Annotated in this window: 17 protein-coding genes and 1 riboswitch; of the genes, 9 read left to right on the top strand and 8 right to left on the bottom strand. The window is 69.8% G+C overall.

The genetic code is table 11. The annotated features are described in order from the left end of the window. The first annotated feature begins 96 nt into the window (after positions 1 to 96). The 3 genes from ABT122_RS22370 to ABT122_RS22360 all read left to right on the top strand — a co-directional run bounded on the left by ABT122_RS22370 (position 97) and on the right by ABT122_RS22360 (position 2,080). Positions 97 to 357 carry a UBP-type zinc finger domain-containing protein gene (locus ABT122_RS22370; RefSeq protein ID WP_351554926.1) on the top strand — a complete coding sequence of 87 codons (261 nt, stop codon included), beginning with the start codon at positions 97 to 99 and terminating at the stop codon, positions 355 to 357. Between the two features lie 305 nt (positions 358 to 662). Then, positions 663 to 1,076 (top strand): ATP-binding protein, encoded by a 414-nt coding sequence (locus tag ABT122_RS22365; RefSeq protein ID WP_351554923.1) that lies wholly within the window; start codon positions 663 to 665, stop codon positions 1,074 to 1,076. Then, positions 1,073 to 2,080, top strand: a complete 1,008-nt coding sequence (locus ABT122_RS22360) for an RNA polymerase sigma factor SigF (protein WP_502976182.1) — start codon at positions 1,073 to 1,075, stop codon at positions 2,078 to 2,080. The genes ABT122_RS22365 and ABT122_RS22360 overlap by 4 nt, the downstream gene beginning before the upstream one ends. A 31-nt stretch (positions 2,081 to 2,111) precedes the next feature. Here the strand turns inward: ABT122_RS22360 and ABT122_RS22355 are convergent, their stop codons facing one another. Next, entirely contained in the window at positions 2,112 to 2,528 is a 417-nt protein-coding gene (locus ABT122_RS22355; protein ID WP_351554920.1) for a hypothetical protein, read from the bottom strand. A gap of 70 nt (positions 2,529 to 2,598) precedes the next feature. On the opposite strand from ABT122_RS22355, the gene ABT122_RS22350 reads away from it, so the two are divergent. Together ABT122_RS22350 and ABT122_RS22345 are read left to right on the top strand one after the other, a co-directional pair. Beyond that, a complete protein-coding gene (locus ABT122_RS22350) occupies positions 2,599 to 3,567 on the top strand; it encodes a diacylglycerol/lipid kinase family protein (protein WP_351554917.1) in 969 nt (322 codons plus the stop codon). A gap of 319 nt (positions 3,568 to 3,886) precedes the next feature. Continuing rightward, the gene (locus ABT122_RS22345; protein WP_003953983.1) at positions 3,887 to 4,144 is read left to right on the top strand and encodes a WhiB family transcriptional regulator; all 258 of its coding nucleotides are present in this window, start codon (positions 3,887 to 3,889) and stop codon (positions 4,142 to 4,144) included. Positions 4,145 to 4,303: 159 nt separating this feature from the next. Here ABT122_RS22345 and ABT122_RS22340 read toward each other — a convergent pair whose 3' ends face one another. Together ABT122_RS22340 and ABT122_RS22335 are read right to left on the bottom strand one after the other, a co-directional pair. Further along, complete coding sequence (locus ABT122_RS22340; RefSeq protein WP_351554990.1) at positions 4,304 to 5,785, bottom strand: histidine kinase N-terminal domain-containing protein; 1,482 nt, start codon at positions 5,783 to 5,785, stop codon at positions 4,304 to 4,306. Positions 5,786 to 6,096: 311 nt separating this feature from the next. Beyond that, entirely contained in the window at positions 6,097 to 6,711 is a 615-nt protein-coding gene (locus ABT122_RS22335) for a TetR/AcrR family transcriptional regulator (protein ID WP_351554915.1), read from the bottom strand. A gap of 79 nt (positions 6,712 to 6,790) precedes the next feature. On the opposite strand from ABT122_RS22335, the gene ABT122_RS22330 reads away from it, so the two are divergent. Continuing rightward, on the top strand, positions 6,791 to 7,570 hold the full coding sequence (locus tag ABT122_RS22330) for an SDR family oxidoreductase (protein WP_351554912.1): 780 nt from the start codon (positions 6,791 to 6,793) through the stop codon (positions 7,568 to 7,570). A 13-nt stretch (positions 7,571 to 7,583) separates the two neighbouring features. Here ABT122_RS22330 and ABT122_RS22325 read toward each other — a convergent pair whose 3' ends face one another. The 5 genes from ABT122_RS22325 to ABT122_RS22305 form a co-directional block, all read right to left on the bottom strand. Continuing rightward, on the bottom strand, positions 7,584 to 8,654 hold the full coding sequence (locus tag ABT122_RS22325) for an SIS domain-containing protein (protein WP_351554909.1): 1,071 nt from the start codon (positions 8,652 to 8,654) through the stop codon (positions 7,584 to 7,586). An 84-nt stretch (positions 8,655 to 8,738) separates the two neighbouring features. Then, positions 8,739 to 10,265 carry a glycoside hydrolase family 3 protein gene (locus ABT122_RS22320; protein WP_351554906.1) on the bottom strand — a complete coding sequence of 509 codons (1,527 nt, stop codon included), beginning with the start codon at positions 10,263 to 10,265 and terminating at the stop codon, positions 8,739 to 8,741. A 9-nt stretch (positions 10,266 to 10,274) separates the two neighbouring features. Further along, complete coding sequence (locus ABT122_RS22315; protein ID WP_451067230.1) at positions 10,275 to 11,057, bottom strand: carbohydrate ABC transporter permease; 783 nt, start codon at positions 11,055 to 11,057, stop codon at positions 10,275 to 10,277. A 131-nt stretch (positions 11,058 to 11,188) separates the two neighbouring features. Beyond that, positions 11,189 to 12,205, bottom strand: coding sequence for a carbohydrate ABC transporter permease (locus tag ABT122_RS22310; RefSeq protein WP_351554903.1), 1,017 nt, complete (start codon positions 12,203 to 12,205; stop codon positions 11,189 to 11,191). Positions 12,206 to 12,316: 111 nt separating this feature from the next. Beyond that, a complete protein-coding gene (locus tag ABT122_RS22305) occupies positions 12,317 to 13,615 on the bottom strand; it encodes a sugar ABC transporter substrate-binding protein (RefSeq protein ID WP_351554900.1) in 1,299 nt (432 codons plus the stop codon). A 301-nt stretch (positions 13,616 to 13,916) separates the two neighbouring features. Here ABT122_RS22305 and ABT122_RS22300 point away from each other — a divergent pair, with 301 nt between their 5' ends. The 3 genes from ABT122_RS22300 to ABT122_RS22290 all read left to right on the top strand — a co-directional run bounded on the left by ABT122_RS22300 (position 13,917) and on the right by ABT122_RS22290 (position 19,138). Continuing rightward, positions 13,917 to 14,681, top strand: coding sequence for a GntR family transcriptional regulator (locus tag ABT122_RS22300; protein WP_351554897.1), 765 nt, complete (start codon positions 13,917 to 13,919; stop codon positions 14,679 to 14,681). A gap of 775 nt (positions 14,682 to 15,456) precedes the next feature. Further along, positions 15,457 to 15,526, top strand: a riboswitch (cobalamin riboswitch). 169 nt (positions 15,527 to 15,695) lie between these two features. Next, positions 15,696 to 18,119 carry a ribonucleoside-diphosphate reductase subunit alpha gene (locus ABT122_RS22295; protein ID WP_502976181.1) on the top strand — a complete coding sequence of 808 codons (2,424 nt, stop codon included), beginning with the start codon at positions 15,696 to 15,698 and terminating at the stop codon, positions 18,117 to 18,119. Then, the gene (locus ABT122_RS22290) at positions 18,119 to 19,138 is read left to right on the top strand and encodes a ribonucleotide-diphosphate reductase subunit beta (protein ID WP_351554894.1); all 1,020 of its coding nucleotides are present in this window, start codon (positions 18,119 to 18,121) and stop codon (positions 19,136 to 19,138) included. The genes ABT122_RS22295 and ABT122_RS22290 overlap by 1 nt, the downstream gene beginning before the upstream one ends. The last annotated feature ends 19 nt before the right edge of the window (positions 19,139 to 19,157 follow it).

Genomic DNA, 19,157 nt, shown 5'->3' with positions numbered 1-19,157 from the left:
ATCGTTGCGGGGTCGCGCGTCACCCCCGGTCAGCACCGGTCACCGGGAGGTGACACCAACGGGAAGGTACGCCCCGCGCGCCGTAATCTGGCCATCATGAGCGAGTGTCCGCACGTAGCAGAGCTGCCCCGGCCGGAGCCGGCTCCCCAGCACGAGACCTGTCCGCACTGCCTGGCCGCCGGCACCCATCCGGTGCAGCTCCGGCTCTGCCTGGTCTGCGGCCATGTGGGGTGCTGCGACTCCTCGCCCCTGCGCCACGCCAGCGCGCACTACGACGAGACCGGGCACCCGGTGATGCGGAGTTACGAGCCGGGGGAGAGCTGGCGGTGGTGCTTCCAGGACAGCGCGCTCGTCTGAGGCGCGGCCGGAGCGCCCCGCGGGCCGCGCGACCGGCCCGGGAGGCGGTTCGGCCGTCCGGCGGGTGGGTACGTCAACCATCCACCACTTCGCCGCAATTGACCCCGCAGACCCCTACCCACTGTATGTGGTTATACGCTTACCATCAGTGACAGCGGCCGTGGGGTGGGGGCTCCGGCGACAGCGCACCATGGATCGCGATAGCGTCGCCGAGCCAGTACCGGCTACGTACGGACTGCGTAGCGACGGCTTCGGGATCTTTCTCCCGAGGCCCGGAAAGAGCATGTGTCACCTTGGAGGTGAGGGTGTCCCAGATCGCAGGCGAGCCCGGGACCCAGGACTTCGTGGAAGTCCGGCTGCCCGCTGCGGGTGCCTATCTGTCGGTGTTGCGGACGGCCACGGCCGGACTCGCGGCACGCTTGGACTTCACCCTTGACGAGATCGAGGATCTGCGGATCGCGGTCGACGAGGCGTGCGCGATCCTGCTCCAGCAGGCGGTTCCCGGCTCCGTCCTCAGCTGTGTCTTCCGGCTCATTGACGACTCGCTGGAGGTCACGGTCTCCGCGCCGACCACCGACGGCCGGGCGCCGGAGCGCGAGACCTTCGCCTGGACGGTCCTGTCCGCGCTGGCGGGCAAGGTGGAGTCCACGGTCGCCGAGGACCGCACGGTCTCCATCAGCCTGTACAAACAGCGCGGCGCGGGACCCGGGCCGGCGTGAACGAGGACGGTCCGGTGCGCAACGAGGACGGTCCGGTGCGGGACGAGCCTCCCTCGGTGCACGGCTTCCCGGAGCAGCACGCCCGGCCGGGCCCGGTGGACAAACCCGCGGAGCCGACGGCCGCGGCGGAGCAGACGCGGGCTGGGGGTACGCCCCCCGGCTCCGCCGCGGGCGCCCCCGCCCAGGCGGAGCCCTCGGGGAAGGCGGGCAGCATGAGCGAGGACGTACACGAGCAGCAGCAGCACCATCCGCAGGACCGCAGCGGGGCACGGGCCCTCTTCGTCGAGCTGCGCGAGCTGCCCGACGGCTCGCCCGAACACGCCGAGCTGCGGAACCGGCTGGTACGGATGCATCTGCCGCTGGTCGAGCATCTGGCGCGCCGGTTCCGCAACCGGGGCGAGCCGCTGGACGACCTCACCCAGGTCGCGACCATCGGGCTGATCAAGTCGGTGGACCGGTTCGACCCGGAGCGCGGTGTCGAGTTCTCGACCTATGCCACCCCGACCGTGGTGGGCGAGATCAAGCGCCACTTCCGGGACAAGGGCTGGGCGGTGCGGGTGCCGCGCCGGCTCCAGGAGCTGCGGCTCTCGCTGACGACGGCGACGGCCGAGCTGTCCCAGCAGCACGGCCGCTCCCCCACGGTGCACGAGCTGGCCGAGCGGCTGGGCATCTCCGAGGAGGAGGTGCTGGAGGGCCTGGAGTCGGCGAACGCGTACTCGACGCTCTCACTGGACGTCCCCGACACCGACGACGAGTCGCCGGCGGTCGCCGACACCCTGGGCGCCGAGGACGAGGCGCTGGAGGGGGTCGAGTACCGGGAGTCGCTCAAGCCGCTGCTGGAGGATCTGCCGCCGCGCGAGAAGCGGATTCTGCTGCTGCGGTTCTTCGGCAATATGACGCAGTCGCAGATCGCGCAGGAGGTCGGCATCTCCCAGATGCACGTCTCCCGGCTGCTCGCCCGCACCCTGGCGCAGCTTCGGGAGAAGCTGCTGGTGGAGGAGTAGACGCCGGCGGGAGCGCGGCGGGCCCGGCCGGTCAGGCGCCCGGGGTGTCCGGGCTCCCGATACCGAGCGCCCGGGTCGTCGCCGGGTTGACGATCAGCGCCAGTCCGGCCACGGCGACGGCCGCGATCAGGATGCCCAGCGGGATCAGCGCCCCCTCGGTGCGCAGCAGCGTCCAGGCCGGGATCAGCGCCATGAGGTGTGTGATCAGCGCGGGGCCCCGGCTCCAGGAGCGCCGCAGCAGCAGCCCGCGCGCGGCGGCCAGCGGGATCGCGCCGAGTGCGATGAGCGTCACTCCGCCCATCTCTGCCTGGGTCGGGCTGTCGGGGCTGCCGAGCACTCCCATGACGAGCAGATAGACGCCGTACACGGCCAGGGCCAGGCCCTCCAGTGCCGAGACCGCCGCCGCGGCGGTCAGACGGGCGGGGCGCGGGGTCGGGTCTTCACTCACCCCGCAAGGGTAGCCGCCGCCGCGCACCCGGGGCTGGGCCGGTCATCGCGGGGTGGGTACGCTGCATCGCATGCGCGCACTTCTCGTGGTCAACCCGGCAGCAACCACCACCAGTGCACGTACCCGTGATGTGCTGATCCACGCCCTCGCCAGCGAGATGAAGCTGGAGGCCGTCACCACCGAGTACCGGGGCCACGGCCGGGACCTCGCCCGGCAGGCGGCGGAGGCCGGCGACATCGACCTCGTCGTCGCCCTCGGCGGCGACGGCACCGTCAACGAGGTCGTCAACGGTCTGCTCCACCACGGCCCCGACCCGGCCCGGCTGCCCCGGCTCGCCGTGGTCCCCGGCGGATCGACCAATGTCTTCGCCCGCGCGCTCGGACTGCCGAACGACGCCGTGGAGGCGACCGGCGCGATCCTGGACGCCCTCAGCGAGCGGAGCGAGCGCACGGTGGGCCTCGGGCTCGCCTCCGGCACCCGGGGCACGGACGACGAGGGCGTGCCGTCCCGCTGGTTCACCTTCTGCGCGGGTGTCGGATTCGACGCCAGTGTGATCGGCCGGGTCGAGCAGCAGCGGGAGCGCGGAAAGCGCTCGACCCACGCGCTCTACGTACGCCAGGTGCTGCGGCAGTTCCTGGACGACCCGCACCGCCGGCAGGGGAAGATCACCCTGGAGCGCCCCGGCGCGGAGCCGGTGACCGATCTGGTGGTCTCCATAGTCGCGAACACCTCGCCGTGGACCTTTCTGGGCAATCGCCCGATGTACGCGTCGCCCAAGGCCTCCTTCGACACGGGGCTCGATGTGCTCGGCCTCTCGAAACTGTCGACTCCGGCGGTGGCCCGGTACGGCACCCAGCTGCTCACCTCCAGCCCCAGCCGGGGACCGCACGGCAAGCACGCGATTACTCTCCATGACCTCTCCGAGTTCACCTTGAATTCAAAGGTTCCGCTGCCTTTTCAGATGGACGGCGACCACCTCGGACTGCGCACGAGCGTGACGTTCACAGGCGTACGCCATGCACTGCGTGTGATTGTGTGAGTGGAAGACCCAAACGGCCTTTATCTCGAACGTACGGACTGGACTCCACCCCATAGAATGACGGCTGTGACCTAGTCGACACCGAGGAATCAAAAAAAACTTCCCGGAAGGGGTTGTATCCGTCGCCGAGGTTTGCGAGTCTCTTCATGGCGATCGGGACGGCCCGCTGCATCATCGGCCCGCAGGTCGCCGGAACCCCTCCCCAAACCCTGGACCACGTCGACGTGAAGTCGATCGGCCCTTCCCTTGTGGGGGGATTCGTGAAAGCGTTCACATTCACAAGCAACCCTGCATGTCACACCAAGGAGAGGTAGCAGCCATGGACTGGCGTCACAACGCCGTTTGCCGCGAGGAAGACCCCGAGCTCTTCTTCCCCATCGGCAACACTGGTCCTGCGCTGCTGCAGATCGAGGAAGCCAAGGCCGTCTGCCGTCGCTGCCCCGTCATGGAGCAGTGCCTGCAGTGGGCGCTTGAGTCCGGCCAGGACTCCGGCGTCTGGGGTGGCCTCAGCGAGGACGAGCGCCGCGCGATGAAGCGCCGTGCCGCTCGCAACCGGGCGCGTAACGCCAGCGCCTGACCGCCACCGCACCGAGCCTGAGCCTCCGGCGGCGCGTACAGCGAGTACGCACTCACCGCCCACGAGTCGCAGCGCGCAGCAGTAACCCACAGCATTCGAGCCCCGGACCGAATTTCCATCGGTCCGGGGCTCGCTGCTGTGCGCCGGCCGGGCCGGGAATTACTTCCGGTCGCGCACCGGAATATCGAGGACGACCCGGGTCCCCCGCTCCGGCGCGGGCGCGGGAAGCATGTCGAATGAGCCGCCCAACTCCCCTTCCACCAGGGTCCGTACGATCTGGAGCCCGAGATTTCCGGCGCGCTGGGCGTCAAAGCCCTCGGGAAGTCCGCGGCCGTCGTCCTGGACCGTGATGAGGAGCCGGGCGGGACCCTGATGGCCGCTGCGGTCCCCGCGTACCGCCGATACCTCCACCGAGCCGCGCTCACCCGCCGGAAAGGCGTGTTCCAGAGCGTTCTGGAGCACTTCGGTGAGAACCATCGACAACGGGGTGGCGACCTCGGCGTCGAGAATGCCGAAGCGGCCGGTGCGGCGGCAGTCGACCTTGCCCGGGGAGATCTCCGCCACCATCGCGATGACCCGGTCGGCGATCTCGTCGAACTCGACCCGCTCGTCGAGATTCTGCGAGAGCGTCTCATGGACGATGGCGATCGAGCCGACGCGCCGCACGGCCTCGTTGAGGGCCTCCCGGCCGCGCACCGAGTCCATCCGGCGGGCCTGGAGCCGCAGCAGGGCCGCGACCGTCTGGAGGTTGTTCTTCACCCGGTGGTGGATCTCCCGGATGGTGGCGTCCTTGGTGATCAACTCACGCTCGCGGCGACGGAGTTCGGTGACGTCGCGCAGCAGGACGAGGGAGCCGATGCGGGTGCCCTTGGGCTTCAGCGGGATGGCGCGCAGCTGGATCACCCCGCCGTTGCCCTCGACCTCCGCCTCGCGCGGCGCGTAGCCGCTGGCGAGTTTGACCATGGCCTCGTCGACCGGGCCCCGGGCGGGGGCGAGATCGGCGGTGACCTGGCCGAGGTGGTGGCCGACGAGGTCGGACGCGAGGCCGAGCCGGTGGTAGGCGGAGAGCGCGTTGGGGCTGGCGTACTGGACGATGCCGTCGGCGTCGAGACGGATGAGCCCGTCGCCGACGCGCGGGGAGGCGTCCATGTCGACCTGCTGGCCCGGGAAGGGGAAGGAGCCGGCGGCGATCATCTGGGCGAGGTCGGAGGCGGACTGGAGATAGGTCAGCTCCAGCCGGGAGGGGGTCCGCACGGTCAGCAGATTCGTGTTGCGCGCGATGACGCCGAGAACCCGGCCCTCACGGCGCACCGGGATGGACTCGACCCGCACGGGGACCTCCTCGCGCCACTCGGGGTCGCCCTCGCGGACGATCCGGCCCTCGTCCAGGGCGGCGTCCAGCAGCGGGCGCCGGCCGCGCGGCACGAGATGGCCGACCATGTCGTCCTGGTAGGAGGTGGGTCCGGTGTTGGGCCGCATCTGGGCCACGGAGACATAGCGGGCCCCGTCGCGGGTGGGGACCCACAGCACCAGATCGGCGAAGGAGAGATCGGAGAGCAGTTGCCACTCCGATACCAGCAGATGGAGCCACTCCAGGTCGGAGTCGCTCAGGGCGGTGTGCTGGCGTACGAGGTCGTTCATGGAGGGCACGTGTGCGAGCGTACCCGCGAGGTGAACCGGAGGCGTCGGGCGGCCGTGCCATGGGGCGGGGGACGGAGTCCGGGGAGCGGTGGCCGGAACCAATCCCGGCCGATCCATGGACATCCGTGAATGGTCTAGTCCACAATGAAGAAGTAGCCAGAACTTCCGCTCTCCCCGCACAGGAGGGTGGAACGAGGCCCCGGCGCTCTCTGCCCTGACTGCGCCCGGTCCTCCCCCACGGCCGCGCGGGACCGCACACCCGCCGGCCGGAGCAACTCCGGGCTGCGGTGCCGGACGGGTTGAGGGTCCCGTCAGGCGCCGCGGCCCGCGGGTTCTTCCGGCCAGGCGCGCATCGCCAGTTCCGCGACCCGCGCCAGCTCCTCCTCCGTCGCCCCGTCGCGGGCCTGGTGCGCCATGCCCTGGAGGACGGCTCCGCTGAACCGGGCCAGCGCCCCGGCATCGGTCCCCCCGGGCAGCACCCCGGCCGCCACATCGGCATCGATCCCGCGCTCGAAATCGGCGAACTGGGCGGCGCGCTGCTCCCGCAGCGCCGTCTCCACGTCGGGGGCCGTGCAGTTGACCGCCGCGCTGACCATCAGACAGCCCCGGGGGTGGCCGGGGTCCGTGAACAGGCCCGCGGCCTCGCGCAGCACCCGGGCGACCGCCGCCCGGGCGGTCGGCTCCTCGGCCAGGGCCCGGGTCGCGTAGGAGCCGTAGCCGGCCGCGTAGACCTCCACGACCTCGGCGAAGAGGGCTCTCTTGTCGCCGAAGGCGGCGTAGAGGCTGGGGGCCCCGATCCCCATCACCCGGGTGAGATCGGCGATCGAGGTCGTCTCGTATCCGTGCTCCCAGAAGGTCAGCATCGCCTGGTGGAGCGCCGTGTCGCGGTCGAAGGACCGGGGCCGGCCGCGCTGTTTCGTCGCCATGACCTCATTCTATAGCGGCCATTAAAGAATCTGGTACGGTCCTTTCTGTAGCGACCGCTAGAGAAGAGGGGGCGCGGCGATGAGCACGCGCGGAACAACGTCCGACGGACGGCTTTCGGGGAAGACGGCGCTGGTCACCGGGGGCAGCCGGGGCATCGGACGGGGCATAGCCGAGCGACTGGGGCGGGACGGGGCACGGGTCGCCGTGCACTACGGCGGCAACGAGGCCGCCGCGAAGGAGACCGTGGCCGCCATCGAGGCGGCGGGCGGCTCGGCCTTCGCGCTGGGCCAGGAGCTGGGGATCGAGGGGGACGCGGCGGCGCTCTGGGCCGAGTACGACCGGCTCACCGGGTCGGCGGGCGTCGACATCGTGATCAACAACGCGGGGATCGCCAAGCCGGACCCCTTCACGGAGATCTCCGAGCAGACCTACGACCGGTACTTCGCCGTCAACACCAAGGCGCCGTTCTTCGTGGTCAGGGAGGGGCTGTCCCGGCTGCGGGACGGGGGCCGGGTCATCAACATCTCCTCCGGCCTGGCCCGGGTGGGGCAGATGCCGGAGATGATCGCCTATGCGATGACCAAGGCCGCCCTGGACGCCTTCAGCCTGAATCTCTCCAAGGTGCTCGGCCCGCGCGGCATCACCGTCAACTCGCTGGCCCCCGGGGTCATCGACACCGATATGAACGCCTGGCTCCACGACAGCGACGAGATCTGGGCGGGCGAGGCGGCGCGGGCGGCACTCGGCCGGGTGGGCACCGCCGGGGACATCGCGGACGCGGTCGCCTTCCTCGCGTCCGACGACGGCCGCTGGGTCACCGGCGCCTGGCTGGATGTCTCCGGCGGGACCATGCCGTAGACGGCGGACGGCCTCAGTGGGTCTCGGTCACCTTGGCCAGGGCCCTCGGGGCGTCCGGGTCCTGGCCCCGGGCGATGGCCACCTCATGGGCCAGCAGTTGCAGCGGCAGGATCTCCAGGACCGGCTGGAGCTCCTCCGGGACCCCCGCGGTCGGCAGCACGAAGCCCGCCGACGCCGCCTCGACGGGTGCGGCGGGGCCGACCACCACCAGATCCGCCCCCCGGCCGCGCAGCCGGTCCAGGACCGGCTGGAGGGCCTCGCCGCCCCGGCCGTCGGGGACGACCGCGATCACCGGTGAGATGTTGTCCACCATCGCCAGCGGTCCGTGCAGCAGATCGGCGCCGGAGTACGACAGGGCCGGGATGTAGCTCGTCTCCATGAGCTTCAGCGCCGCCTCCTTGGCCGTGGGATAGCCGTACCCCCGTGAGGTGATCACCATCCGCTCGGCGAACCGGTAGCGCGACGCCAGCCGGCGCACCTCGTCCTGCCGGTCCAGAACCCGGCCCGCCAGCTCCGGCAGCGCCCCGGCCGCCGAGCCGTCCTCACCGCGCAGCCCCTCCACGAGGAGGTAGAGCGCCAGCAGCGACGCCGTGTAGGTCTTGGTCGCCGGGAGCGCCTTCTCGGCGCCGGCCAGGATGTCGATGTGGAACTCGGCGACCGCCGCCAGCGGGGAGTCCGGGTTGTTGGTGACCGCGAGGGTGACGGCGCCCGCCCCGCGCGCCGCCCGGGTGGAGGCGACCAGGTCCGGTGAGCCGCCCGACTGGCTGACGACCACCACCAGCACATCCCGCAGATCGGGGCGGGCGCCGTAGGCCGTCGTGGTGGACATGGAGGTCAGTCCGCACGGCAGGCCGAGCCGGATCTCCAGCAGATACTTCGCGTACAGCGCCGCGTTGTCGGAGGAGCCGCGCGCGGTCAGCAGGACGAAGCGCGGCCGGCGCTCCGCGATCAGACCGGCCACCTCATGGATGCGCGGCGCACCCCGGTCCAGGACGCGCCGCAGCACCACGGGCTGTTCCAGCATCTCGCCGGCCATGATCCGGCCCGGGCGCTCGCTCTCTTCGGCCGAGTGCGTGGCGGACATCGTGGGTGCCTCCAACTGGCCTGCCATGTGCCGGGGGGCGGGGCCTCTCGGCACCCGCCCCCCAGTACGTCCGGTCCGCGCCGGTCAGGCTCCGGCGCCCTGGCCGGTGATGACCTCCGCGGCGGCCCGCCCGCAGACACGGGCGGCACCGTGGGTCGCGATGTGGAGCGCGCCCTTGGGCTGCGCCCGGTTCACACCCATCTCGACCACGACCGTCCCCGGCCGGGCCTCGATCAGCGCGTCCAGCGCCGCCGCCATCCACGCGTGCCGGTGCACATCACGTACCACTGCGACGATCCTACGGTCTGCGGCGCTGCCCAGCACCTTGCTCACCAGGGCCGATACCTCGCCCTCCGGCTCGCCGTAGGTGTCGGCCACGGTCCCCGGCAGCAGTTTCGCCAGCTCCGGCGCGACACCCCACGGGGTCTCGTCGCCGACGGCGATATTGGCCTCCGGGGCGAACGAGGCGACATACGGGGTGCCGGTGACCGGGGTGTACGGGAGTTCACCCGCGGTGACCCGGATCGCGCGGCGCGCGGCGACCAGACCGACATCGGAGCCCTGTCCCGGGCCCTGCTCGGCCACGGCGGCCCTGGCACGGCGGGTCCAGTCGGCGAGGGCGCGCACCCGCGCCGCCGCGTCGGCCAGCCGCTCCTCGGGGAGGTCCCCGCCGCGGACCGCGGTGACCAGCGCGTCGCGCAGGCTGAGCACGGTCTGCTCGTCGGCGAGCCCGCCACCGACGCAGATCGCGTCGATACCGGCGGCGATGGCGAGGACGGAGCCGCGCTCGATGCCGTAGGTCGAGGCGATGGCCTGCATCTCGATGCCATCGGTGATGATCAGACCGCCGAAGCCCAGCTCCTCGCGGAGCAGACCGTTGAGGATCTGCGGGCTCAGCGTCGCCGGGCGGTCCCGGTCGAGCGCGGGGAGCAGGATGTGCGCGCTCATCACCGCTTTCGGCCCGGCCGCGACGGCCTCGCGGAAGGGCAGCAGATCACGGGCGTGCAGGGTGTCGAGCCCCACATCGATCCGCGGCATGGCGTGGTGCGAGTCCACATTGGTGTCGCCGTGCCCGGGGAAGTGCTTGATGCAGGCCGCGACGCCGGCGGACTGCATGCCCTCGACGTACGCGATGGTGTGCCGGGCGACGAGCCGGGCGTCCGCGCCGAACGACCGCACGCCGATGACCGGGTTGTCCGGGTTGGCGTTGACGTCGGCGGAGGGCGCCCAGTTGAGGTCGACCCCGCACTCGGCGAGCCGGCGGCCCAGCTCACGGGCGACCTCGCGGGTGAGAACGGTGTCGTCCACCGTGCCCAGCGCGTAGTTGCCCGGGAAGGACGAGCCGTCGCGCACCTCCAGACGGGTGACGTCGCCGCCCTCCTCGTCGATGGCGACCAGGACATCGTCCCGCTCGGCCCGCAGCTGCGCGTTGAGCGCGGTCAGCTGCTCGGGGGTGACGATGTTCCGGCCGAAGAGCCCGACGGCGGAGAGTCCTTCGCCGATCTGCCGCAGCAGCCAGTCGGGGGCGGTGGTACCGACGAAACCCGGCTGGAGGACGGTCAGGGCGTCACGGGTGAGGGTGTCCGAGGACCCACGTACGACGGTGGTCATAGCGGTCGGTTATCCCTTCACTGCGCCGGAGGTGAGACCCGTGGCCATCTTCTTCTGGATGAACATGAAGAAGATGACGACCGGGATCGCGATCATGGTCGACGCCGCCATCAGCGCGCCGTAGTCGACGCCCCGGGAGGTGGTGAAGTTCGTCAGCCAGACGTTCAGCGTGAACTTGTCGTTGTCCTGGAGGACGATGTACGCGAGCAGGTACTCGTTCCAGGCGTTGATCAGCGAGTAGATGGACGCGGCGGCGAGGCCGGGCGCGAGGAGCGGGAAGATGATCCGCCAGAAGGCGCCCATCTGGGTGCACCCGTCCACCATCGCGGACTCCTCCAGCTCCTTCGGGATGTTGATCACGAAGCCGCGGATCATCCAGGTCGCGAAGGGGAGCGTGGAGACGAGGTAGATGACGATGACGCCCCAGTACTCGTTCAGCGCGCCGAAGTCGTTGAGCTGGAGGTAGATCGGGATCAGCATCGCGGTCGGCGGCAGCAGCTGCACCAGGATGAGCACGACCATGAAGACCCGGCGCCCATAGAAACGGAAGCGGCCGATCGCGTAGGCGGCGACGGTGGCCATGACCATGGCGCCGACCACGGCGGTGAGGCTGACGATCAGGCTGGACTTGATCGCGGTGCCGAAGTTCTCGTAGCTGACGGCGCGGGAGAAGTTGTCGAAGGTGATCGACGACGGCCAGAGCGTCTGGTCGTAGCTGCGGATCTCCCGGTTGGGCCGCAGGGAGCTGACGACGAGCCAGTACACCGGGAAGATCATGACCAGGAAGGTCAGGACCCCGACGGCGTTGTAGACGTGGCGGCTCTTCTTCTTACGGTCCTTCGCCTTCTGCTTCTTGCCGGCGGCGGGGACGGACTTCACGGTGTTCACGGGCGTATCGGTCTTCGGCGCGGAGGCGGTGGCGCTCAATCGACCTCTCCGATCTTGAGCAGCTGACGCAGGTAGTACACGGCGACACCGGACAGCAGCAGCACGGTGATCAGGGAGATGGCCGCGCCCTGGCTGAAGGAGTTGGACTCGAAGGCCTTGTTGAAGGCGTAGAGGCCGATGACCTCGTACTCGGGCTCCGGCTTGCCGCCGCGCATCAGCCAGACTTGGCCGAGGACATTGAAGTCCCAGATCACCGACAGTGTGGCGACCATCTGGAAGACCGGCTTGATGACCGGGAAGGTCACATAGCGGAAGTTGCCGAACGCGTTGACGCCGTCGATCGCGGCGGCTTCCTCCAGCTCCTTGGGGACCTGGGTGAGGGCCGCGTACAGCGTGATCGAGACGAAGGGGATGGCGCCCCAGACGACGACCGCGCCGATGATGAGGAAGCCCTGCTTGTAGTCCAGCCACCAGTTGTGGCCCTGGAAGTCCAGACCCAGGTACTTGGTCAGGACCATGTTCATGACGCCGTAGTCGGAGTCGGAGAACCAGCGGAAGATCGAGGAGGCGACCATCACCGGGATCGACCAGGCGGCGATCAGGGCGGCGGTCAGCGACAGCCGCGCCCAGGTCGACATGCGCTGCATCATCAGCGCGACACCCAGACCGATGACCAGCGTGGTGACCACGCACACGACCATGAAGATCACGGTCAGAACGACCGAGTCCCAGAAGGCCGAGTCGCCGAAGATGTTGGTGAACTGCTCGAAGCCCACCCAGGGGGCCGGCTCACCCGTCCACAGCTCTTTGCGGCCCACGTCCTGGAAGGACATGATCGTCGTCTTGATCAGCGGCCAGATGAAGACCGCGAGAACCGCGACGACGGTGGGGAGGATCAGCAGATAGGGGAGAGCCGCACCCTTGCGCTTCGGCCGCTTCCCACCCCCCGACAACTTGGGTTCATGGACACCATCCGGCCGTCTGGCGGCCGTGGCCGTGTCGGAGCCTTGGGGGTCCGGTCCCCCGGGGGTCTTGAGCTCGGCGGCACTCATCGTGCGTGGCCTTCCGTTCGGACTGTTCGCCTGAGGGCGGAGGGACGGGCCGGCGCGTGAACGCCGGCCCGTCACCCCCGCGGGGAGATCAGAGGGTCAGGACCGCTGGGGTCAGGACGCCTCGTTGATCAGCTTGTTGATCTCCTCGTCGGCCTTCTTCGTGGCATCGGCGACCGACGTCCCCCGGATGATCTCGAGCAGCATCTGCTCCAGGATCTCCTTCTTCTCGATCGCGGCCCAGCCCGGGGCGATCGGAGTGAACCAGGCGTCCGGAACGGCGTTGGCGACCGCGGCGGTCTCCGGCTTCGCCTTCAGCGGCTCCAGCTGCTTGGTGTTGTTCGGAAGGATGTTCTTGGTGGTGAGGGCTTCCTGGTTCTTCTCGTTCGTGTAGATCGAGATCCACTCTTCGCCCAGGTCCTGCTGCTTGGACTTCGAGATGACACCGAGGTCCGAACCACCGATGAAGGACGGGAGCGCCTTGCCGTCGGGGCCCGGCATGCCGGCGACGTCGATCTTGCCCTTCAGCTCCTTGTTGCCACTGCCCTCGGAGTCGACGACGCTGCCGGCCTCCCAGCCGTTGCCGTAGAGAAGAGCGGTCTTCTCGTTGGCCATGACGTTGGCGTGGTCCTGCTCGTCCTTGGTCTTGTCAGCCTTGTTGTACTTCTTGACCAGGTTGACGTAGTGCTCGATGCCCTTCTGGGCCTCGGGGGTGGAGAGCTGGGACTCCCACTTCTTCGAGCCCTCGTCGTACTTGGCGATCTGGCCGCCGTACGCGGCGACGTAGGACATCGCGGCGTACCAGTACTTGCCCGGGAGGTAGAGCGGGGAGTAGGCCTTGTCCTTGCCGTACTTCGTCTGGAGCTTGTCCAGGGCCTTGGTCAGCTCGGCCTCGGTCGCGGGCAGCTTGTCGACGCCCGCGCCCTCCTTGAACATCTCCTTGTTGTAGATCGCGACGCGCGCACCGGCGTAGTAGGGCACACAGTAGAGCTTGCCCTCGTAGGTGCAGGTGTCCTTCAGACCCTTGATCCAGGTGTCCGAGTTCTGGTACTTGCTCTCGTCGATCTCGGCGAGGGCGTCGTTGAGGATGTACGTCATGGTCTCGGTGTTGCCGAGCTCGACCACATCCGGGAAGGAGTCACCGGAGAGAGCGGCGTCGAGCTTGCGGGTCTTGTCGGCCCACAGCTGGTACTGGACCTTGACGTTGACCTTCGGGTACTTCTTCTTGAACTCGTCGTTCGCCGCCTTGACGACCTCGGGCCAGGTCGACTGCGCGTCGTTCATGAGCCAGACGGTGAGATTACCGGTCCGGTCCTTGGGGTCCTTGGCCTTGTCGTCACTGTCCGAGCCACAGGCCGCGACCGAAACCATCATTGCCGCCACGCCAACGGCGGATATGAGCTTGCGCTTCACGACACCCTCCTCAGGGATGCAGATTTCCCCCCACCGCCCGGGAGTCGCACAACACGCAGAGACAGCGCTTTTCGGTCTGCCCGTGGGGCTGGGACCTGGTCTTTAATGGTTTAGACCAGTACCCGGAGCTTGGCCTAGACCTTTAGGGGTGTCAAGGGTGTATAAGAAGGGCAGTCGCGTCCGTTATAGGACCGACACCTGAGGGAGGGCGACGACCCGTGACCGGACCGTGCCACCATGTGAGCCGCTACAGACGGAGGAGCCGGTGACGGCAGCAACGCAGGAGTCGGGAAGGCGGGGCATGACCACGGACGGGGTGGGTACGGAGACCGAGGGCGGACCTCAGACACGTACCGCGCGGGTACCCAAGTACTACCGGCTCAAGCGCCACCTTCTGGACATGACAGAGACTATGCCGCCCGGGACACCCGTGCCCCCCGAACGCACACTTGCGGCCGAATTCGACACCTCGCGGACCACGGTACGCCAGGCGCTCCAGGAGCTGGTGGTCGAGGGGCGGCTGGAACGCATCCAGGGCAAGGGCACCTTCGTGGCCAAGCCGAAGGTGTCCCAGGCGCTCCAACTGACCTCGTACACCGAGGACATGCGCGCCCAGGGGCTGGAACCGACGTCTCAGCTGCTGGACATCGGGTATGTGACGGCGGATGACACCCTGGCGGGGCTGCTGGACATCACCACCGGGGGGAGGGTGTTGCGGATCGAGCGGCTGCGGCTCGCCAGCGGGGAGCCGATGGCGATCGAGACAACGCATCTTTCGGCCAAACGCTTTCCGGCGCTGCGGCGGAGCCTGGTGAAGTACACCTCGCTGTACACGGCTCTCGCGGAGGTCTACGGGATTCATCTCGCGGAGGCGGAGGAGACCATCGAGACGTCGCTGGCGACGCCGCGCGAGGCGGGGTTGCTGGGGACGGATGTGGGGTTGCCGATGCTGATGCTGTCGCGGCATTCGCTGGATGCGGAGGGGGAGCCGGTGGAGTGGGTGCGGTCGGTGTACCGGGGTGACCGGTACAAGTTCGTCGCCCGCCTGAAGCGCCCCACTCCCTGACCGCTCCTCCCTGGCCGGCCCCGCGCCGCGGCCCCCTCTCCGGGCCCACCGACGCGGGGCCGTCGCCATGCCCCGCCGGGCACCCCGGGCACCCCGGGCACCCCGGCCCGGCCGGGGGCGCCTCCCAGAGGGAGCTCCGGGGGAGTTTGAGGACGGACCCTGTGCCACAGGTAACCCGAGCAATCTCAGCCCGTCCGGGGGCGCCTCCCAGAGGCAGCTCCGGGGGAGTTTGAGGACGGACCCCGCGCCACAGGACCCCGCATCCCGCGGGCCACGGTCGGGGGCCAGCCCCCGAACCCCCGCGCCTCAAACGCCGGCGGGGCTGGAATTCGTGCCTCGGCTCACCGGCGAGGCTGAGCGGGCATGCCTCCACTCACCGGTGGCGCCGAGTGGCCACGCCTCCGCTCCCCGAAGAGGACATCCCGGCCCACCCGGGCAACCCGGCCCGTCCGGGGGGAGCACCTCCCAGAGGCGGCTCCGGGGGAGATTGCGGACGGACCCCGCGCCACGGGCAGCCCGAGCCGACCCAGCCCGCCGCCCCGCGCCACGGGCAGCCCGAGCACACTCAGCCCCACCCCCGCCTGACGACAGCCCCCGGAGCCGCACCCCTCGCAGGGGGTCGGGAAGGGGCTCGCAGGCTCTCCGGAGGGGCTCGGCAGCCCCTCCGGAGGTGACCTTGTGTAGAGGGCTCAACACCCCCGCGACACAACATCTGGGGGGTACCACCACCCCCCGCCCCCACATGTATGCTCATCTCGCTGTCGTCGCAGAGGAATCCGGTGCGAATCCGGAACTGTCCCGCAACGGTGTGCTGTGGTGCCCTTTGTCGCACCACGCGAGTCCGGGCGTCTGCCGGCAGCGCACCCGGCTCGACCGACCCGGGTGCCGAGACGTCCGGGCCTCGCGGTTGGGTCGGCGGACGCCGTGCGGAGTGCTGCCCGGAACCGGGTACGCGCGCCCTGCGGCGTGCCCTCCCGCCCGCCGGCCCGTGAGCCGAGCGAGGGAGAGCACCACGTGACCATCGCGCCAGCCGATCCGGCTTCAGGCACCTCCGAGCAGGTGTCCGGACAGCTTCCCGGACGGGTCCCCGGACCCGTCTCCGGGCAGCCCGGGGACGGACCCGGGACCGCACTGCTGCGGACCCTCACCGACCTCACCGCCGATCTGCCGGACACCGACCCGGGCAAGGTCGCCGCCGCCGCGCTGCGCGGCCGGCACGCCGGGTCGGACGCGGCGGAACTCCGGGGGCTGGCCACCGACGCCGCCGCGGGGCTCATCTCCGAGGACCCGGCCTACTCCCGGCTCGCCGCCCGGCTCCTCACCCGCGCCATCGCGGACGAGGCGGCCGGCCAGGGCTCGGTCTCCTTCTCCGCCTCGGTCGCCGTCGGCCACACCGAGGGCCTGATCGCCGACCGGACCGCCGCTTTCGTCACGCTCCACTCCGCCCGCCTGGACGAGCTGATCGACCCGGACGCCGATGACCGCTTCGGCTACTTCGGACTGCGCACCCTCTACAGCCGCTATCTGCTGCGCCACCCCATCACCCGTCAGGTGATCGAGACCCCGCAGCACTTCATGCTCCGGGTCGCCTGCGGGCTCGCCGAGGACGAGTCGGCGCGCGCGCTGGACGAGGTCGCCGCCCTCTACCGGCTGATGAGCCGGCTCGACTACCTCCCCTCCTCCCCCACCCTCTTCAACTCGGGCACCCGCCACCCGCAGATGTCCTCCTGCTATCTGCTGGACTCCCCGCAGGACGAGCTGGACTCCATCTACGGCCGCTACCACCAGGTCGCCCGGCTCTCCAAGCACGCCGGCGGCATCGGGCTCTCGTACTCCCGCATCCGGGCCCGGGGCTCGCTGATCCGCGGCACCAACGGGCACTCCAACGGCATCGTGCCGTTCCTCAAGACCCTGGACGCCTCGGTCGCGGCGGTGAACCAGGGCGGCCGGCGCAAGGGCGCCGCCGCCGTCTATCTGGAGACCTGGCACGCGGACATCGAGGAGTTCCTGGAGCTGCGCGACAACACCGGCGAGGACGCCCGGCGCACCCACAACCTCAACCTCGCGCACTGGATTCCGGACGAGTTCATGCGCCGGGTCGACGCCGACACCGCGTGGTCGCTGTTCTCCCCCTCGGACGTGCCCGAGCTGGTGGATCTGTGGGGCGACGAGTTCGACGCCGCCTACCGCAAGGCCGAGGCGTCGGGCCTGGCCCGCAAGACGATGCCCGCGCGCGAGCTGTACGGCCGGATGATGCGTACCCTCGCCCAGACCGGCAACGGCTGGATGACCTTCAAGGACGCCTCCAACCGCACCGCCAACCAGACCGCCCTGCCGGGCCACACGGTCCACTCCTCCAATCTCTGCACCGAGATCCTGGAGGTCACCGACGACGGCGAGACCGCCGTCTGCAACCTGGGCTCGGTCAACCTGGGCGCCTTCGTCTCCGGCGGCGACATCGACTGGGAGCGGCTGGACGAGACCGTCCGTACCGCCGTGACCTTCCTCGACCGGGTCGTGGACATCAACTTCTACCCGACCGAGCAGGCCGGGCGCTCCAACACCAGGTGGCGCCCGGTGGGCCTGGGCGCCATGGGCCTCCAGGACGTCTTCTTCCAGCTGAAGCTGCCCTTCGACTCCCCCGAGGCCCGCGCGCTCTCCACCCGGATCGCCGAGCGGATCATGCTCGCCGCCTATGAGGCCTCCGCCGGCCTCGCCGAGCGCAACGGACCGCTGCCCGCCTGGGAGAAGACCCGGACCGCGCGCGGAGTGCTCCACCCGGACCACTACGGTGTCGAGCTGAACTGGCCGGAGCGCTGGGCCGCGCTGCGCGAGCGCATCGCCACCACCGGGATGCGCAACTCCCTGCTGCTGGCGATCGCCCCGACCGCCACCATCGCCTCCATCGCGGGTGTGTACGAGTGCATCGAGCCGCAGGTCTCCAACCTCTTCAAGCGCGAGACGCTCTCCGGTGAGTTCCTCCAGGTCAACTCCTATCTGGTGCAGGAGCTGAAGCGGCTCGGCGTCTGGGACGCCCAGACCCGGGAGGCGCTGCGCGAGGCCAATGGATCGGTCCAGGGCTTCACCTGGGTCCCCGCCGAGGTGCGCGAGCTGTACCGCACGGCGTGGGAGATCCCGCAGCGCGGACTGATCGACATGGCCGCCGCCCGCACCCCGTTCCTGGACCAGTCGCAGTCGCTGAACCTGTTCCTGGAGACGCCGACCATCGGCAAGCTCAGCTCGATGTACGCGTACGCCTGGAAGCAGGGCCTGAAGACCACGTACTACCTGCGCTCCCGCCCGGCGACCCGGATCGCCCGTGCCGCGTCCGGCAACGCTCCCGCCGCCGCCCCCGTACCCGTACCGGTGCAGGCCACCCCCGAAGAGGCGGTCGCCTGCTCCCTGGAGAACCCCGAGTCCTGCGAGGCCTGCCAGTAATGTCCACTCCGTCCGAGACCAAGAACCTGCTCGACCCGGGCTTCGAACTCACCCTGCGCCCGATGCGCTACCCGGACTTCTACGAGCGCTACCGGGACGCGATCAAGAACACCTGGACGGTGGAGGAGGTCGACCTCCACTCCGACGTCGCCGACCTCGCCAAGCTCACCCCCGGCGAGCAGCATCTGATCGGCCGGCTGGTGGCCTTCTTCGCCACCGGTGACTCGATCGTCGCCAACAATCTGGTGCTGACGCTCTACAAGCACATCAACTCCCCCGAGGCGCGGCTCTACCTCAGCCGTCAGCTCTTCGAGGAGGCCGTGCACGTCCAGTTCTATCTGACGCTGCTCGACACCTATCTCCCCGACCCGGAGGACCGCACGGCGGCGTTCGCGGCGGTCGAGAACATCCCCTCGATCCGCGAGAAGGCGCAGTTCTGCTTCACGTGGATGGACTCGGTCGAGAAGCTGGACCGGCTGGAGTCCCACTCCGACCGGCGCCGCTTCCTGCTGAATCTGATCTGCTTCGCCGCCTGCATCGAGGGGCTGTTCTTCTACGGCGCCTTCGCCTATGTGTACTGGTTCCGCTCGCGCGGGCTGCTGCACGGTCTGGCCACCGGCACCAACTGGGTGTTCCGGGACGAGACCATGCACATGAACTTCGCCTTCGAGGTCGTGGACACGGTCCGCAAGGAGCAGCCGGAGCTGTTCGACGACGAGCTCCAGCGACAGGTCACCGACATGCTGGCGGAGGCCGTGGAGGCCGAGCTGCAGTTCGGCCGCGATCTCTGCGGCGACGGTCTGCCGGGCATGAACACCGAGTCCATGCGCGAGTACCTCCAGTGCGTCGCGGACCAGCGGCTGACCCGGCTGGGCTTCGCCCCGGTGTACGGCTCGGAGAACCCGTTCTCGTTCATGGAGCTCCAGGGTGTCCAGGAGCTGACGAACTTCTTCGAGCGGCGCCCGTCCGCGTACCAGGTCGCGGTCGAGGGCTCCGTCGACCTCGGCGAGGACTTCTGAGCCGGCGGCGCCATCGACG

This window comes from Streptomyces sp. NPDC001985 (genome assembly GCF_040296845.1).
GTDB lineage: Bacteria > Actinomycetota > Actinomycetes > Streptomycetales > Streptomycetaceae > Streptomyces.
The sequence above is the reverse complement of the archived record's forward strand: the minus strand, read 5'-3'. Positions and strand labels throughout refer to the sequence as shown.